This is a genomic window from Anoxybacillus sp. MB8, from assembly GCF_011006755.1.
Lineage (GTDB): Bacteria > Bacillota > Bacilli > Bacillales > Anoxybacillaceae > Anoxybacillus > Anoxybacillus gonensis.
This window is the reverse complement of sequence record NZ_RXXX01000009.1, coordinates 39,839-54,736: the sequence shown is the minus strand read 5'-3', so window position 1 is coordinate 54,736 and position 14,898 is coordinate 39,839. Positions and strand designations below refer to the sequence as shown.

Sequence of the window (14,898 nt, the reverse complement as noted above, 5' to 3'; positions counted from 1 at the left end):
AGAGGGATGAACGATGGATGTAAATACATTTAAACAAATGTTAGAGGAGAAAGGGATTTTGCTTTCTCCTCAACAACTCGCTCAGTTTGAAACATATTATCAACTGCTTGTCGAATGGAATGAAAAAATGAATTTAACGGCTATTACAGACAAAGAAGGCGTATATTTAAAACATTTTTTTGATTCCATTACACCTGCTTTTTATTACGACTTCTCGCGGCCGTTATCTATTTGCGATGTTGGGGCGGGGGCAGGGTTTCCGAGCATACCGTTAAAAATTTGCTTTCCTCACCTACATGTATCAATTGTCGATTCATTGCAAAAACGAATTACGTTTCTCAATCATTTAGCTGCGCAACTTCAGCTTGAAGGAGTAGCTTTTTATCATGATCGTGCTGAAACGTTTGGACAAAAAACGGTCCGTGAGTCGTTTGATGTCGTCATGGCTCGTGCTGTCGCGCGGTTGTCTGTGCTAAGTGAACTTTGTTTGCCGCTTGTAAAAGTAGGGGGGACGTTTATTGCGATGAAAGGAGCATCCGCACATGAAGAGCTTGAGCAAGGGAATACAGCGATCCGCGTGCTAGGCGGTGAAGTGACAAAAGTAGAACAATTTTTATTGCCAATTGAGGAAAGCGAACGAGCGATTATTTTTGTTGAAAAGAGACGAAAAACACCGAAGAAATATCCACGCAAACCAGGGGTACCAAACAAACTTCCAATTGAATGAATGTTTTGAGTTCTCAAAGGTGGTGTCAGGGGGAAATGAAGCATCCTTTTTCACGCTTTTTTAGCTTTGGTGAGAAAGAGCAAGAAGAAATCGTTGTACCAAATGAAGAAATAAAACGAATCGCTATTTCACAAATTGTTCCAAACCGTTTTCAGCCACGGACCATTTTTGTTGAAGATAAAATTGACGAACTTGCTCAAACGATTCGAACACATGGAATGATTCAGCCAATTGTCGTTCGAGAATGTGAGGATGGGAAGTTCGAAATTATTGCCGGGGAACGAAGATGGCGGGCAGCGCAAAAACTTGGCTGGACGGATATCCCTGCCATTATTAAAAATTTAAACGATACGGAAACCGCTTCTGTTGCTTTAATTGAAAACTTACAGCGGGAAGAATTGACGCCCATTGAAGAAGCGATGGCTTACGCTCGCTTGCTAGAATTGCATCATTTAACGCAAGAAGCGTTAGCGCAACGGCTCGGGAAAGGACAATCGACGATTGCCAACAAACTTCGCTTATTAAAGCTGCCTCAAGAAGTACAAGATGCATTATTGCAACGTCAAATTACAGAGCGACATGCTCGCGCTTTAATTGCGTTAAAAGATTACGATAAACAGTTAAAGTTGCTTGAAGAAATTATCGAAAAGCAACTAAACGTGAAACAAACAGAAGATCGAGTCGCAAAAATGCTAGAAGGAGATGCAAATGAAAAACGCCCGAAACCGAAGCGAAAATCGTTGAGTAAAGATATGCGTATCGCTGTCAATACGATTCGTCAGTCGTTAACGATGGTCGCTGATAGTGGTGTAGCTATTGATTCAGAAGAAGAAGAGTTTGAAGACTATTACCAAATTACAATCCGCATCCCGAAAAGACAAAAATAACACCTCATCAAAAACGACGATGAGGTTTTCTTTTTGTATATGAAAATATTGAAAAATTCATGATACAATAAAAGTATTATAGGTAAAGGATGGGGAGCGTTGTGGGGAAAATTATTGCGATTGCCAATCAAAAAGGCGGTGTTGGCAAAACGACAACGGCGGTAAATTTATCGGCGTGTTTAGCTCATATGGGGAAGAAAACGTTACTTGTCGATATTGATCCGCAAGGAAATGCGACAAGTGGCATTGGTGTGGAAAAACATGAAATTGAACAATGTGCATATGACTTGTTAGTTGAGGAAGTGGATGTACGTCAAGTCATTCGCCCGACAAATATTGAGCGATTGCATATTATTCCTGCCACCATTCAATTAGCAGGAGCTGAGATTGAGCTCGTTCCAATCGTTTCAAGGGAAGTGCGCTTACAAAAAGCATTAAGTCCGGTGAAAGATATGTATGATTTTATTATTATCGACTGTCCACCTTCCCTCGGATTGTTGACGATTAATGCGTTAACTTCAGCAGATACAGTATTAATTCCTGTGCAATGTGAATATTACGCATTGGAAGGATTGAGTCAACTATTAAATACGATTCGTCTCGTGCAAAAACATTTAAATTCGAATTTACGCATCGAGGGTGTATTGCTCACGATGTTTGATGCGCGCACAAACCTTGGTATTCAAGTGATTCAAGAAGTTAAGAAGTATTTCCGTGAAAAAGTGTATGAAACGATTATACCGCGCAATGTACGACTAAGTGAGGCACCAAGCCATGGGAAGCCAATTATTTTGTATGATGCGAAATCGCGGGGAGCGGAAGTATACGCAGACTTTGCGAAAGAGGTGATCGCAAATGGCTAAAGGGCTCGGAAAAGGCATTCATGCTCTTTTTACTAATTTAGAAGCGGAGAAAGGGGAAACGGTTCAAGAAATCGATATTCAACAACTTCGCCCGAATCCATATCAACCGCGCAAAACGTTTGATGAACAAGCGCTAGAAGAATTAAAGCAATCGATTATGGAACACGGAATCGTCCAACCGCTCATCGTTCGCCAGACGATCAAAGGGTATGAAATTGTCGTAGGTGAGCGGCGTTTTCGAGCGGCGCAATTAGCAGGAATGAAAACTGTTCCAGCGGTTGTGCGTGAACTCTCGGACGATAAAATGATGGAGATTGCGTTGCTGGAAAATTTACAGCGCGAAGATTTAAATCCAATTGAAGAAGCAACAGCCTATCAATTATTGCTTACGCGATGCAAATTAACGCAAGAAGAGCTAGCGAAACGTTTAGGAAAGAGCCGGCCGCATATTGCGAACCACCTTCGACTTCTTTCACTTCCAAGTGATGTTCAGCAAATGATTGAAGAAGGTACACTATCGATGGGACACGGTCGGGCGTTACTAGCATTAAAAAACAAACAAAAGCTTGCAGCTGTTACTCAACGAGTCATCCAAGAATCGCTTAATGTTCGACAACTTGAGGCGCTTATTCAACAGCTAAACAAAAATGTTCCACGTGAAACATCGAAAAAGAAAGAGGAAAAAAGCATATTTTTAGCGCAAAGTGAAGCGTTATTGCGCGAGCGTTTAGGAACAGCGGTATCTATTAAAAAACATCGGAAAAAAGGGAAAATTGAAATTGAATTTTTCTCTGAAGAAGATTTGACGCGTATTTTGCAACTGTTAAATGCGTACGATGAACAAATGGACGAATAGGATGTGAAATTAGTTGGCTTTACTCGGTACGCTTGTTAACGGAATATGTATTATTATTGGATCTCTGTTAGGTGCTATGTTCAAAAATATACCAGAGCGGATAAAATCTACGGTGATGAATGGAATTGGGCTTTCCGTTGTCGTCCTTGGTGTAAAAATGGGATTAGAAAGCGACCAATTTTTAATTGTTATTATTAGTTTAGTTTTCGGTGGAGTGCTAGGAGAAATATGGGATATTGAAGAAAAGCTTGAGAGATTAGGAGTTTGGGTAGAAAAAAGAATAGGATATGGAGCAGAAGGGGCAATTGCAAAAGGATTTGTTAGTGCCACGCTTCTGTTTGTCGTTGGTTCGATGGCTATCGTCGGTGCGCTACATAGCGGGTTAAGAGGCGATCATCTTGTACTATATACAAAATCGATTTTAGACGGCTTTGCGAGCATCATCTTAACCGCTACGTTTGGCATCGGCGTTATTTTCTCAGCCATTCCCGTTGTCGTTTATCAAGGATCGATTGCCTTACTGGCTACGCAAATTAATCAGTTCATTCCATCAAGCGCCCTTGAAGCATTTATTGCTGAATCGACCGCAACAGGCGGAATTTTAATTATTGCGATTGGGTTAAACATGTTAAATCTTACATCTGTTCGTGTCGCAAACTTATTACCAAGTATTTTAATCAATGCGTTAATCGTTGCTTTCATGCATATGTTATTCTGATAGTTTATATTTCAGTTCGTTCACTTTCAACGACGCAAATCGTTGTTGTTTTTTCAGTTGCATTCCAGCTTCATAAATGCCTGTTGCAATTGTTTCTGCCATATTCATTACTAAATGAAGTCGGGTGTTTTGTAGCACGAAAAATTCCATAAATCCGCTCACATTGACAATTCCGGTAATGTGGGCATCACCGACAGAAGGGAGATTTTTATTGACAGCCGCTCCTGGTTTTAATGGACCTTTTTCAATTGTAACCATCCCGATGTTTTTCACGCGCCCGAGACAAGCATCAACAGCGATAATGAATGCCTGTTTATGTTGTTGTTGAATGTCTTTTAGCTTTTCTTCTAAATTAACGGCATGAATTGGATCTTTTAACGTTCCATACACATAAAACGGCAACGATCCTTTTTGTTCAAGCATCGTGCCGACAAGTGGGCCAAGCGAATCGCCAGTCGAGCGATCGGTGCCGATGCAAACGATGACAACAGGCGTATGTGTAGAAGTTGGAAGCAAATATAAAATGGCCGATGCAAGTTGGGATACTGCATCCGGTTCATCGTAAAAAAATTTGTTTTGCATACGTTCGTTCCCTCCTTCAATGAAATGACGTGGTAACAGTATACGGAAAAATGTGAATATATATACATTGGGCATCGTAGAAAGTTCGCGCGCTACAAATATAAGTGAAATACTGTTACAATAACTTATGCGCAAACAAATAAGCTTGTATAGGTCATTTTGCTACGATGGAGGTGCGATGAATGGAGCAAGTGCAAAAAATATACGGTCGTGTCGTTGAAAAAATTATCGAAGGTGAATGGCTTGTTACAGTTGGTGTCAGTTTGTTTAAAATGATAGTGATCATTCTCTTAGCATCAATTTTGCTGAAGGTTGTCAAATTAACGATCGCAAAGTTTTTTGCTGTTCGGCAAAAAGCACCGATTCGATTATCTGAACGAAGAGAAGCAACATTGATGCGCTTATTAAACAATATGGCTACGTATAGCATTTACTTTATTACGTTTATGATGATTTTAGACGCCTTTGGTGTCGATATTCGTGCTATTTTAGCTGGCGCTGGCATCGTTGGACTTGCTGTTGGTTTCGGAGCACAAAACCTTGTTCGCGATATTATTACCGGCTTTTTTATTATCCTTGAAGATCAGTTTGCGGTTGGAGACTATGTACGTATCGGGACATTTGAAGGACATGTAGAAGAAATTGGTTTACGTACGACGAAGCTGAAAAGTTTTACAGGTGAAGTGCATATTTTGCCGAATGGGACGATTACGCAAGTGACAAACTTTTCTTTAAATAATAGCGTGGCGGTTGTTGATGTAAGTATTGCTTATGAAGGTGATTTAGAAAAGGCGGAAGCTGTGATTCGCGAAGTGTTACAAGAAATGCCAAACAAATATGAAGATATTGTGAGCCCGCCAGAATTATTAGGCGTGCAAAATTTAGGACCGTCTGAAGTCGTCATGCGCATTACGTGTGAAACGAAGCCGATGCGTCATTGGCATATCGCGCGCGCCTTGCGAAAAGAAATTAAGCTTCGTTTGGACGAGCGTGGCATTGAAATTCCGTTTCCTCGTTTAGTTCTTTACAATCGTGAACAACAAGCGGAACGTGCTTAAACAACGGAAAGGAGTGTGCTATATTGAATAAAGAGTATGGCATGCATGATATCGTCGAAATGAAAAAGGCGCATCCTTGTGGGACAAATCGTTGGAAGATTATTCGAATGGGCATGGATATTCGCATCAAATGCGAAGGATGCGGTCATAGCGTTTTGTTACCACGGAAAGAATTCGAAAGAAAAATGAAAAAAGTGCTTGTCAAACATGAGGAATAGATGAAGAGAGGAGTATGATGATGGGTTTAACAGCAGGGATTGTTGGTCTTCCGAACGTCGGAAAATCAACGTTGTTTAATGCGATTACAAAAGCAGGTGCCGAATCTGCCAACTATCCGTTTTGTACGATCGAACCAAACGTGGGGATCGTTGAAGTGCCAGATGAGCGACTAAAAACGTTGACAAAACTATTTAATCCAAAACGTACAGTTCCAACAGTATTCGAATTTACAGATATTGCCGGGATTGTTAAAGGTGCTAGTAAAGGTGAGGGATTAGGAAATAAGTTTTTGTCGCATATTCGTCAAGTTGATGCGATTTGCCAAGTTGTGCGCTGTTTTGCTGATGAAAATATTACGCATGTGGCTGGAAAAGTCGATCCGATTGCCGATATTGAAACGATTAATTTAGAGCTTATTTTTGCTGACTTAGAAACCGTAGATAAGCGAATAGACCGCGTTGGAAAAATGGCTAAACAAAAAGATAAAGAAGCGGTATTCGAATACGACATTTTAAGTCGTTTAAAGGAAACGTTTGAAGCAGGAAAACCAGCTAGAACACTTTCGTTTACAGAAGAAGAAATGAAAGTCGTAAAGCAATTGCATTTATTAACGATTAAACCGATGTTGTACGTTGCGAACGTTGGTGAAGAAGATTTAGCTGATCCGAACAGCAATGAATACGTCCAACAAGTAAAAGCGTTCGCAAAAGAGGACAACGCAGAAGTGATCGTCGTTTGCGCTAAAGTCGAGGCGGAGATGGCAGAATTGGACGATGAAGAAAAAGAGATGTTTTTACAAGAACTCGGTATCGAACAATCTGGTTTAGACCAACTCATTCGCGCCTCATATAGCTTGCTTGGGTTAGCAACGTACTTTACAGCGGGTGAACAAGAAGTGCGCGCATGGACGTTCCGTAAAGGAATGAAGGCACCACAATGTGCAGGCATTATTCATTCTGATTTTGAACGAGGATTTATTCGAGCGGAAACGGTATCATACGAAGATTTAGTGGCGGCAGGATCGATGGCGGCTGCTCGTGAAGCTGGAAAAGTACGCTTGGAAGGCAAAGATTACGAAGTGCAAGATGGCGATATTATCCATTTCCGTTTTAATGTCTAATCTTGCACACGAAAGTTGTTCATGATATAATCAACAAATGTGAGTAATGATATATTGCTCCTTGCTCTATATAGAGCCGTGTAGACCAAAAGGAGGTGACTGTGATGAGAAAGTACGAAATTATGTACATTATCCGTCCAAACATGGAAGAAGAAGCGAGAAAAGCAGTTGTTGAGCGTTTTAATAACGTATTAACTGAAAATGGCGCAGAAATTACAAATGTAAAAGAATGGGGTAAGCGTCGTCTCGCTTATGAAATTGAAAAATTCCGTGACGGTTACTACATGATTTTAAACGTTGTTGCGAAACCAGCAGCGGTTCAAGAATTTGACCGTTTAGCACGCATCAGCGAAGATATCATTCGTCATATCGTCGTGAAGGAAGAAGAATAATTTCCTCATGAATAGGAGTGGTTCTGATGATTAATCGCGTAATTCTCGTCGGAAGACTGACGAAAGATCCAGAATTACGCTATACTCCAAATGGAGTTGCTGTTGCCACGTTTACGCTAGCGGTAAACCGAACATATACAAACCAACAAGGTGAACGTGAGACAGATTTTATTAACTGTATCGTTTGGCGCCGGCAAGCTGAAAATGTGGCGAACTATTTGAAAAAAGGTAGTTTAGCTGGAGTAGAAGGTCGAATTCAAACGAGATCATATGAAAACCAAGAAGGAAAAAAAGTGTATGTGACAGAGGTTGTCGCCGATAGCGTGCAGTTTTTAGAGCCGCGAGGTGGCGGTGAGCAACGTGGCATGGCATCAGGCAGCTATGGCGAGCCGTTTCCATTTGGATCAAATCAGAACCCGAACCAAGGACGTAGCAGTGGATTTAGTCGAATTGATGATGATCCATTTGCGAACGATGGACAACCAATCGACATATCGGATGATGATTTGCCGTTTTAATATACATGATCAACGAAAGGAGGATACACGATGGCAGGACGTAAAGGTGGACGCACAAAACGTCGTAAAGTTTGCTACTTTACAGCAAACGGAATTACACACATCGACTACAAAGATGTCGACACATTAAAGAAATTCATTTCTGAGCGCGGTAAAATTTTACCTCGTCGCGTAACAGGTACGAGCGCAAAATATCAACGTAAATTAACAATTGCGATCAAGCGTGCTCGTCAAATGGCTTTATTACCATACGTTGCGGGCGAATAAAAAGAAAAAGCAGTAAGGGGGACGGAGCCTTACTGCTTTTTGTTTTCAAGGAGGGAAAAAAGTGAAAAACGCGCGTGTATTAACAGAAGGAGCTGTGCAACTCGCCATTTTTACAGTGCTTCTTTTACTTAGTTTATATATGCCTGTATTCGGGATGGTTGCTACGTTTTTTTTAGCAATTCCATTTCTTTTATTTACGATGCGCCATACATATAAAAATGGCTTGTTTTTACTTGCTGCATCATTTATTCCATCCATTTGGTTCGGTTCACTTTTCTCTGTTCCGATGACGTTTATGTTTGCAAGTAGTGGAGTGGCCATGGGGCATGTATGGCGAAAACACGGTGGAAAATACGCCGTTTTGCTCGTTGGTACGCTCTCTTTTTTAGTCAGCATGATCATCATTTATGCGGGTTCTGTTTTATTTTTTGACATTCACATTGGTAAACAAATTGAAGAAATCATGCAACAATCGTTTCAAAGTGCACAAAACATATTAGAAAAAATCGGGCAACAAGCGAACGACCAATTTGAAAAAACGATGAAACAAACGATGGATGTTGTTATCGATTTGTTGCCGACGGCGTTCGTTTTTGCTGCCGCATGTTTTGCTTGGATTACTCAACAAGCTGCCTTGCCTATTTTAAAGCGATTAAATATGCCGATTGGCAACTGGCAACCGTTTCGGGAACTCGTTTTACCAAAAAGCTTATTGTGGTACTATTTAGCGACAATGCTTTTATTATTTTTTCCGATCGGGCACGATTCATTTCTTTACATTATACTCATCAACTTATTTCAAATTTTGCAGTTGCTTATGATGATCCAAGGGTTCTCGTTCATTTTTTATTGGACTCATCATAAACATATGGGACGTAAAGGGGCCATTGCCATTGTTGTTCTATCGCTATTTTTCCCTTTTTTACTTCACCTCGTGCGAATATTAGGTATAATTGATTTAGGATTTGATTTGCGAAAGAGGTTGAAAGATTAATGACGCAAGGAGCTGACGTTCATGTCCAGTTTGTATGAAAAGCAGAGGCATCGCTATCCCTTGTATGTTTTAATTGGTATTACGTTCATATTGCTTGTTATCGTGACGTACTTTGAATGGGTAATTGGGATAGTTGCTGCTGTGCTCCTTGGACCGACGTTATTTCACGTATTTCGATCGTATAAAGTCGCTCAAGAGGAAATTGAAGATTATATTTCTACCCTTTCTTACCGCATTAAAAAAGTTGGAGAAGAAGCGTTAATGGGTATGCCGATTGGCATCATGCTCATTAACGATGAGCTGGAAATTGAGTGGACAAACACTTTTCTATCTTCTTGTTTTGGAGTGGATACGTTAGTTGGCCAATCGTTATATGATGTTGCTGAGCAACTTGTTCCGTTAATGAAAAAAGAGGCAACCGAAGAAGTCATTACGTTACATGATCGAACGTTTAAAGTAATCATTCGGCGAGAAGAGCGGTTACTGTACTTTTTTGATATTACTGAACAAGCAGAACTAGAGAAAAAATACGAGCAAGAAAAAATCGTATTAGGAGTCATCTTTCTCGACAATTACGATGATGTAACGCAAGGAATGGACGATCAAACGAAAAGCCAGCTCAATAGTCAAGTGACGTCCATTTTAAACAGATGGGCGGGCGAATACGGGTTATTTTTAAAACGTACGTCGTCTGATCGATTTGTCGCTGTGTTAAATGAACATATTTTACAACAGCTAGAGAAAAATAAATTTTCTGTTTTAGATGAAGTGCGTGAGCAAACAGCGAAAAATCATGTGCCGTTAACGTTAAGTATCGGTATTGGAACAAATTCTCCTTCTTTGCCGGAATTAGGGACATTGGCTCAGTCTAGTTTAGATTTAGCGCTTGGACGTGGTGGCGATCAAGTAGCGATTAAACAACCGAATGGCAAAGTGAAATTTTACGGCGGGAAAACAAATCCAATGGAAAAACGGACAAGGGTTCGGGCCCGCGTCATATCACATGCGCTAAAAGAGCTCATTTTAGAAAGTGAACAAGTGTTTATTATGGGACATAAATATCCCGATATGGACGCCATTGGTGCTGCCATCGGTATTTTAAAAGTGGCTCAAATGAATCAAAAAGAAGCGTTTATTATTATTGATTCGAGCCGCATTGATTCTGGGGTACAACGGTTGCTTGAGGCGGTCAAAAAGCAGACGGAACTTTGGTCTCGCTTTATTTCCCCTGAACAAGCATTAGAGTTAGCGACAGAAGATACGTTGCTCGTTGTCGTCGATACACATAAACCTTCTCTTGTGATTGAAGAACGGCTATTGTTGCGACTAGATCGGGTTGTAGTCATTGATCATCATCGTCGCGGTGAAGAATTCATTCAAGATCCGATTCTCGTTTATATGGAACCGTATGCGTCATCAACGTCAGAGTTAGTGACGGAATTGCTAGAATATCAACCGAAACGTTCGAAGCTTTCTATGCTTGAGGCGACAGCTTTATTAGCTGGGATTGTCGTTGATACGAAAAGTTTTACGTTGCGCACAGGATCACGAACGTTTGATGCCGCTTCATATTTACGGGCGCAAGGGGCGGATACAACACTTGTCCAAAAATTGTTAAAAGAAAATATTGAGCATTACATTAAACGTGCTAAAATAATTGAGAACGCTATCATTGATGAGCACGGTTTTGCGATTGCGAAAGGAAATGTGAACGAAGCGTATGATCCTGTTTTAATCGCTCAAGCAGCCGATACGTTATTATCTTTGCATGGTGTTGTCGCTTCGTTTGTCATCTCGAAGCGAAACGATCAAACGATTGGAATTAGCGCTCGTTCATTGGGAGATGTCAACGTTCAGTTAATTATGGAAAAACTTGATGGCGGAGGCCATTTAACGAATGCGGCGACTCAGCTTACCAATGTAACGATTGACGAAGCCGAAAAACGATTGCGAGTAGCTATTCGAGAATATATTGAAGGAGGTAAAGAAACATGAAAGTGATCTTTTTAAAAGACGTGAAAGGAAAAGGAAAAAAAGGAGAAGTAAAAAACGTTGCAGATGGTTATGCGCAAAACTTTTTATTTAAACAAGGTCTTGCGATTGAAGCAACGCCGGCGAACTTAAAAGCGTTAGAAGCGCAAAAAAATAAACAAAAGAAAGAAGCGGAAGAAGAATTAGCCCGCGCAAAACAATTGAAAGAAAAAATCGATACATTAACTGTGGAATTGTTTGCGAAAGCTGGTGAGGGAGGTCGTTTATTCGGTTCGATCACAAGCAAACAAATTGCTGAAGCGCTCCAGCAACAACATGACATTAAGATTGATAAACGTAAAATTGAATTAGATGATGCGATTCGGGCGCTTGGATATACGAATGTACCGGTTAAGCTTCATCCAGAAGTGACTGCGACATTAAAAGTACATGTGCAAGAGCAAAAGTAATGAAATGTGATTTTATGCCGGATTTTTTCCGTGCATATAATCACATTTTTCTTATGAGAAAGGATGGTGAGCGTATATGAACGACGTATTTGCTGATCGACTCCCCCCACAAAATATTGAAGCTGAGCAAGCTGTGCTCGGAGCAATTTTATTGGAGCCATCGGCGCTCACAACCGCTTCAGAAATATTAATTCCCGAAGATTTTTATCGAGCTGCCCATCAAAAAATTTTCCGGACGATGTTGCAACTATCTGATCGTGGTGAACCAGTCGATTTAGTGACCGTTACATCAGAACTAGCAGATGCGAATGCCCTTGAAGAAATAGGGGGCGTTTCATATTTAACCGAGCTAGCGAATGCTGTTCCAACGGCGGCAAACGTACAATATTATGCGAAAATTGTAGAAGAAAAGTCCATTTTACGCCGTTTAATTCGTACAGCTACATCAATTGCCCAAGACGGCTACACGCGGGAAGATGAAGTAGAAGATGTGTTAAATGAAGCGGAGCGCAAAATCTTAGAAGTATCGCAACGAAAAAATACGAGCGGATTTCAAAATATAAAAGATGTGCTCGTTCAAGCATACGACAACATTGAAATGCTCCATAATCGCAAGGGGGAAATCACCGGAATTCCGACTGGATTTATTGAACTAGATCGGATGACGGCCGGGTTTCAACGAAGCGATTTTATTATTGTTGCTGCTCGTCCATCTGTCGGAAAAACTGCATTTGCATTAAATATTGCGCAAAATGTGGCGACGCGTACGGGTGAGAATGTGGCCATTTTCAGCTTAGAAATGGGTGCGCAACAGCTTGTGATGCGTATGCTTTGTGCAGAAGGAAACATTAACGCTCAAAATTTGCGGACGGGCAAACTCACACCGGAAGACTGGGGAAAGTTAACGATGGCGATGGGAAGCCTGTCAAATGCCGGGATTTTTATTGACGATACGCCGAACATTCGCGTAAGTGAAATTCGTGCCAAGTGTCGCCGCTTAAAACAAGAACAAGGACTTGGAATGGTATTAATCGATTACTTACAGCTTATTCAAGGAAGTGGACGAAACCGCGAAAATCGTCAACAAGAAGTATCGGAAATTTCTCGCTCGCTAAAAGCGTTAGCTCGTGAATTAGATGTTCCTGTCATCGCTTTATCTCAGCTTTCTCGAAGCGTAGAGCAGCGCCAAGATAAACGCCCGATGATGTCTGACTTGCGTGAATCGGGAAGTATTGAGCAAGATGCCGATATTGTCGCTTTTTTATATCGTGATGATTATTACGATAAAGAATCGGAAAACAAAAATATCATTGAAATTATTATTGCAAAACAACGGAACGGTCCGGTTGGTACTGTACAGCTTGCTTTTGTTAAAGAGTATAACAAGTTTGTCAACTTAGAGCGCCGCTTCGATGATGCAAACGTTCCGCCTGGGGCTTAATTGAATACGAATAAAAATGATAAAAACATATATAAATGTTCGGTTTTTTATTGATTTTTCGTAGTTGATTTGGTACACTTACTTTGTTTGGAATTGATGAAGCGGAGGTGCTCGCCATGTCTTCAGTTGTTGTTGTTGGAACACAATGGGGCGATGAAGGAAAGGGTAAAATTACAGACTTTTTATCACAACATGCAGAAGTGATTGCACGATATCAGGGTGGAAATAACGCCGGACATACGATTGTATTTAACGGCGAAAAGTATAAATTACATTTAATTCCTTCTGGCATTTTTTATAAAGATAAAATTTGTGTCATTGGAAACGGAATGGTTGTTGATCCGAAAGCGCTTGTGCAAGAATTAGCGTATTTACATGAGCGTGGTGTAAGCACGGAAAATTTACGCATTAGCAACCGCGCACATGTGATCTTGCCTTATCATTTAAAGCTGGATGAAGTAGAAGAAGAACGAAAAGGGGCTAATAAAATCGGAACGACGAAAAAAGGAATTGGCCCTGCTTATATGGATAAAGCGGCACGTGTCGGCATCCGCATCGCAGATTTGCTCGACCGTGAAGTATTTGAAGAAAAATTAGCCCGTAATTTAGCGGAGAAAAACGTACTTTTTGAAAAAGTGTACGGTGTTGAAGGATTTAAATTAGAACACATTCTTGATGAATATTATGAATATGGACAACAAATTGCGAAGTATGTTTGCGATACGTCTGTCGTATTAAACGATGCGCTTGATGAAGGACGTCGTGTTTTATTTGAAGGCGCCCAAGGCGTCATGTTAGATATTGACCAAGGAACGTATCCGTTTGTTACGTCATCTAACCCTGTGGCTGGTGGGGTAACGATTGGTGCAGGTGTTGGTCCAACAAAAATTAAACATGTTGTTGGTGTAGCTAAAGCATATACAACACGTGTCGGTGACGGTCCGTTTCCAACTGAGTTAAACAATGAAATTGGTGACCGCATTCGCGAAGTAGGCCGCGAGTATGGAACGACGACAGGGCGCCCACGTCGCGTCGGTTGGTTCGATAGCGTTGTTGTTCGCCATGCCCGCCGAGTTAGCGGGATTACAGATTTATCTTTAAACTCAATCGACGTATTAACAGGTATTGAGACGTTAAAAATTTGCGTCGCTTATCGATATAAAGGACAGATCATAGAAGAGTTTCCGGCAAGCTTAAAAGTGCTAGCGGAATGCGAACCTGTATATGAAGAATTGCCAGGGTGGACAGAAGATATTACTGGCGTAAAAAGCTTAGACGAACTTCCAACTAATGCCCGCCGTTACGTTGAGCGCATTTCGCAATTGACAGGTATTCCGCTTTCTATTTTCTCTGTCGGACCAGACCGTTCTCAAACGAATGTTGTCCGTAACGTATATGCATAAGAAAAAACGTCGATGACTCGTTCGTCGACGTTTTTTTAAAAAAACTATTGTCTTTTTACTAATTATATAATAGAATAATAGATGTCTGTTAGAATACGGTTCCGTGGTGTAGTGGTTAACATGCCTGCCTGTCACGCAGGAGATCGCGGGTTCGAATCCCGTCGGAACCGCCATTTTTTTATTAGCACGCTCGAATGGACTTCATTGATCAGGCACCAGCGTACCGCTCGAGTCGCATCTTGAGTAAGCAAATGGAGAGCGGGACGAAGGACGTTTTGTTTTCGAATAAATAAAGGGTGAAGCTATAATCAATATGGCTCGGTAGCTCAGTCGGTAGAGCAAAGGACTGAAAATCCTTGTGTCGGCGGTTCGATTCCGTCCCGAGCCACTTGTAAGCATAGATACATATATG

At 41.0% G+C, this 14,898-nt stretch carries 17 protein-coding genes and 2 tRNA genes; 18 read left to right on the top strand and 1 reads right to left on the bottom strand.

Annotated elements, in window-relative coordinates; all coding sequences use genetic code 11:
* The first annotated feature begins 13 nt into the window (after positions 1-13).
* From rsmG to EKC99_RS05310, 5 genes are all read left to right on the top strand, one after another.
* Positions 14-727, top strand: a complete 714-nt coding sequence (gene rsmG, locus EKC99_RS05330; protein WP_163150866.1) for a 16S rRNA (guanine(527)-N(7))-methyltransferase RsmG — start codon at positions 14-16, stop codon at positions 725-727.
* A gap of 35 nt (positions 728-762) precedes the next feature.
* Positions 763-1,614, top strand: coding sequence for a nucleoid occlusion protein (gene noc, locus EKC99_RS05325; RefSeq protein WP_042534874.1), 852 nt, complete (start codon positions 763-765; stop codon positions 1,612-1,614).
* Between the two features lie 101 nt (positions 1,615-1,715).
* Entirely contained in the window at positions 1,716-2,477 is a 762-nt protein-coding gene (locus tag EKC99_RS05320) for a ParA family protein (RefSeq protein WP_042534876.1), read from the top strand.
* Complete coding sequence (locus tag EKC99_RS05315) at positions 2,470-3,333, top strand: ParB/RepB/Spo0J family partition protein (protein ID WP_163150864.1); 864 nt, start codon at positions 2,470-2,472, stop codon at positions 3,331-3,333. Before EKC99_RS05320 ends, EKC99_RS05315 begins: the two co-directional genes overlap by 8 nt.
* Before the next feature lie 13 nt (positions 3,334-3,346).
* A complete protein-coding gene (locus EKC99_RS05310; RefSeq protein ID WP_163150862.1) occupies positions 3,347-4,051 on the top strand; it encodes a DUF554 domain-containing protein in 705 nt (234 codons plus the stop codon).
* On the opposite strand, the gene yyaC is transcribed toward EKC99_RS05310, so the two are convergent.
* The gene (gene yyaC, locus EKC99_RS05305) at positions 4,043-4,633 is read right to left on the bottom strand and encodes a spore protease YyaC (RefSeq protein WP_163150860.1); all 591 of its coding nucleotides are present in this window, start codon (positions 4,631-4,633) and stop codon (positions 4,043-4,045) included. The two genes, EKC99_RS05310 and yyaC, sit on opposite strands and share 9 nt — an antisense overlap.
* Positions 4,634-4,815: 182 nt before the next feature.
* Here yyaC and EKC99_RS05300 point away from each other — a divergent pair, with 182 nt between their 5' ends.
* The 13 genes from EKC99_RS05300 to EKC99_RS05240 all read left to right on the top strand — a co-directional run bounded on the left by EKC99_RS05300 (position 4,816) and on the right by EKC99_RS05240 (position 14,874).
* Positions 4,816-5,691, top strand: coding sequence for a mechanosensitive ion channel family protein (locus tag EKC99_RS05300; protein ID WP_009361080.1), 876 nt, complete (start codon positions 4,816-4,818; stop codon positions 5,689-5,691).
* Between the two features lie 41 nt (positions 5,692-5,732).
* Positions 5,733-5,909 (top strand): DUF951 domain-containing protein, encoded by a 177-nt coding sequence (locus EKC99_RS05295; protein WP_178378767.1) that lies wholly within the window; start codon positions 5,733-5,735, stop codon positions 5,907-5,909.
* Positions 5,910-5,929: 20 nt separating this feature from the next.
* On the top strand, positions 5,930-7,030 hold the full coding sequence (gene ychF, locus EKC99_RS05290) for a redox-regulated ATPase YchF (protein ID WP_009361078.1): 1,101 nt from the start codon (positions 5,930-5,932) through the stop codon (positions 7,028-7,030).
* 104 nt (positions 7,031-7,134) lie between these two features.
* Positions 7,135-7,422, top strand: coding sequence for a 30S ribosomal protein S6 (gene rpsF / locus EKC99_RS05285; protein WP_009361077.1), 288 nt, complete (start codon positions 7,135-7,137; stop codon positions 7,420-7,422).
* Positions 7,423-7,448: 26 nt separating this feature from the next.
* Complete coding sequence (gene ssb / locus EKC99_RS05280) at positions 7,449-7,940, top strand: single-stranded DNA-binding protein (RefSeq protein ID WP_009361076.1); 492 nt, start codon at positions 7,449-7,451, stop codon at positions 7,938-7,940.
* Positions 7,941-7,970: 30 nt separating this feature from the next.
* On the top strand, positions 7,971-8,207 hold the full coding sequence (gene rpsR / locus EKC99_RS05275) for a 30S ribosomal protein S18 (protein ID WP_003397568.1): 237 nt from the start codon (positions 7,971-7,973) through the stop codon (positions 8,205-8,207).
* A gap of 61 nt (positions 8,208-8,268) precedes the next feature.
* Entirely contained in the window at positions 8,269-9,201 is a 933-nt protein-coding gene (locus EKC99_RS05270; protein WP_163150859.1) for a YybS family protein, read from the top strand.
* A gap of 21 nt (positions 9,202-9,222) precedes the next feature.
* Positions 9,223-11,196, top strand: a complete 1,974-nt coding sequence (locus tag EKC99_RS05265) for a DHH family phosphoesterase (RefSeq protein WP_163150857.1) — start codon at positions 9,223-9,225, stop codon at positions 11,194-11,196.
* Entirely contained in the window at positions 11,193-11,642 is a 450-nt protein-coding gene (rplI, locus tag EKC99_RS05260; RefSeq protein WP_009361073.1) for a 50S ribosomal protein L9, read from the top strand. The genes EKC99_RS05265 and rplI overlap by 4 nt, the downstream gene beginning before the upstream one ends.
* Before the next feature lie 76 nt (positions 11,643-11,718).
* Complete coding sequence (gene dnaB / locus EKC99_RS05255) at positions 11,719-13,083, top strand: replicative DNA helicase (protein ID WP_009361072.1); 1,365 nt, start codon at positions 11,719-11,721, stop codon at positions 13,081-13,083.
* Between the two features lie 116 nt (positions 13,084-13,199).
* Entirely contained in the window at positions 13,200-14,486 is a 1,287-nt protein-coding gene (locus EKC99_RS05250; RefSeq protein WP_026011474.1) for an adenylosuccinate synthase, read from the top strand.
* Between the two features lie 97 nt (positions 14,487-14,583).
* Positions 14,584-14,659, top strand: a tRNA-Asp gene (locus EKC99_RS05245).
* Positions 14,660-14,801: 142 nt separating this feature from the next.
* Positions 14,802-14,874 (top strand) — tRNA-Phe (locus tag EKC99_RS05240).
* Positions 14,875-14,898: the final 24 nt, after the last annotated feature.